This is a genomic window from Burkholderia sp. Ac-20349 (genome assembly GCF_017104865.1).
Classification (GTDB): domain Bacteria; phylum Pseudomonadota; class Gammaproteobacteria; order Burkholderiales; family Burkholderiaceae; genus Burkholderia; species Burkholderia aenigmatica.
In genome coordinates, this window is record NZ_JAAGPM010000312.1 from 1 (window position 1) to 2,195 (window position 2,195).

2 protein-coding genes and 1 other RNA gene are annotated in these 2,195 nt (G+C 64.8%); 1 reads left to right on the forward strand and 2 read right to left on the reverse strand.

Translation table 11 applies throughout. The features are described 5' to 3' along the window. Positions 1 to 499 precede the first annotated feature (499 nt). The gene (locus G3N61_RS38810) at positions 500 to 964 is read left to right on the forward strand and encodes an OsmC family protein (RefSeq protein ID WP_175021600.1); all 465 of its coding nucleotides are present in this window, start codon (positions 500 to 502) and stop codon (positions 962 to 964) included. Between the two features lie 69 nt (positions 965 to 1,033). Here the strand turns inward: G3N61_RS38810 and rnpB are convergent. Both rnpB and G3N61_RS38820 read right to left on the reverse strand, forming a co-directional pair. Continuing rightward, positions 1,034 to 1,445, reverse strand: an RNA gene (rnpB, locus tag G3N61_RS38815) — RNase P RNA component class A. 12 nt (positions 1,446 to 1,457) lie between these two features. Then, a partial coding sequence (locus tag G3N61_RS38820; RefSeq protein ID WP_241018130.1) for a DUF3025 domain-containing protein occupies positions 1,458 to 2,195 on the reverse strand: 738 nt, incomplete at its 5' end.

A 2,195-nucleotide genomic window follows, 5' to 3' on the forward strand; every position in this document is an offset into this window, starting at 1 on the left:
TCGACCTGCTCGACCACTGATAGCTTAAAAGCTAGGCTGTAGTCCCGCTGCGTTCGCTTGATCTCTTGCTCCACTTGGCACCTCTTCGTTTCCGCGAAAAAGTGTCAACCTATTTCAGGACGGGTCATGGGACGAAAAAAAGCCCGAACGGCTGGTTCGGGCTTAATCCACCATAGGAGGAGGGTGGAGGAGACATTCGGAGGTTGCCGCAGCGCGACAACCAATGAGGCTCATTATACGAACGCGTTGCCGACTTCACAAGAAAATTTGCATTGCGAAATCAAACACCATAATGCGAAATTTAAGGCCGCGCGTTTGAAAAATTGATTTTCTCTTTGAAATCAACCACCTGATCCCGACTGGCAGGATCAGAAACCACCCCCATCTAGAGCAAAACCCCTAAAAACGAGAGCGAATTGGCCGCCTGGCGCGCCGCGCGCACGGCGCCGGCGTTGCGCGTCGTGCAGCGCATCAGCCGACCGTTGCGCAGCGGGCTACAATGCCGGATCGAATCCGAATCAGGCAACGCTGGAGTGCAAGCATGGAATGCAAAGTAAGCTGGATGGGTCAGGACGGCATGGCGTTCTCCGCCGAGACCGGCAGCGGCCACCTCGTCGCGATGGATGGCGCGCCCGAAGGCGGCGGCCACAATCTCGCCCCGCGCCCGATGGAAATGGTGCTGCTCGGCACCGGCGGCTGCACGGCCTATGACGTCGTGCTGATCCTGAAGAAGAGCCGCCAGGAAGTCAGCGGCTGCTCGGTCACGCTGAAGGCCGAGCGCGCGAGCGAAGATCCGAAGGTGTTCACGAAGGTGCACTTCCACTTCACCGTCACCGGCCGCAACCTGAACCCGGCCACGGTCGAACGCGCGATCAACCTGTCGCACGACAAGTATTGCTCCGCGTCGATCATGATCGCGAAGACGGCCGAACTCACGCACTCGTTCGACATCGTCGCCGCCTGAACGCACGGCGAGCACGGATGAAAAAAGGGCCGGCGCTCCGTGGGGAGCGCCGGCCCTTTCGCATTCGAACGGCAAAGCAGGCCGATAAGCCGGATTCTGTGCACGCTGCGCACCGAAGCACGCAACGCGTGGCAGCCATTCCTCTAGGCGCGCCATTGCTGACGCGCTCAAGCTTCCTACCCGCAGACGAGACGGGGGCCCCGTCCTGCATCCGAAAATGCGCGCCTGCCTACTTGGAATTGCTCCGGGTGGAGGTTACCGTGCCGGCGAACGTCGCCGTCGCCGCGGTGCGCTCTTACCGCACCGTTTCACCCTTACCTGATCCCGGCTTGCGCCGGGCCATCGGCGGTTTGCTTTCTGTTGCCCTGTTCCGCGTGTTGCCACGGATGGCCGTTAGCCATCACCCTGCCCTGTGGAGTCCGGACTTTCCTCGCCCCCGCGCGCCCGAAGGCGGCGAGGCCGCGACTGCCTGGCCTGCTTTGCGACGCGCATTCTAGCACTGCGCGCCGCTGTCGGCATGGCGCGAACGGCGACCGCTGCGAAACACGGCCGGATCGTCGTAGAACGCGGCCTCGGCATTCGCATCGCACCAGCCCGGCACGCCGAGCACCGGGAACGGCGCGAAATCGCGACTCGTCAGTGCGCGCGCCGCGAGTTCGGCGGCGACACGCACATCGACATGCGCGATGCGTTGCGCGTCGGGCCAACAGAAATAGTCGGCGCTCACTTCGACGATCCATGTATGCGCGGTGCAGGACTTGTACGGCGCGACGAGCTGCTCGAGCAGCGCATGGCCGACGAGCCGCGCCTCGCAGCGCGAGCCCCACGCATCGCGCGCGGCGATCAGCAGCCGAGGCCAGTCGAACCCGCGCAACGCGTCGGCGAGCGCGCGGTCGGCCGTCACGAACAGCGCGGCATTCTCGTCGAACAGCGTGAGCGCATCGCGCAGCGTGCCGCGCACGGGGCCGACACCGCCCGCGGCGTCGATCGCCGCGGCCTGGCGTGCATTCAGCGCGGCCTTGATGCGCGGATACGCGAACCAGACGAGCGCGTTGAAGAAGTCGTGCAGATTGTGGCGAGTCGGGACGCCGCCCGTCTCCGCGATATGGGTCTCGTACGCCACGCCGGGCGGCAACGCAGCCTGCGGCACGAACCGCAGCAGCCGGCCGCGGCAAGTGACGCGCGGGCCGCCGGGCCCGGTGTCGCCCAACGCGCCGTTCAGCGCGTCGAG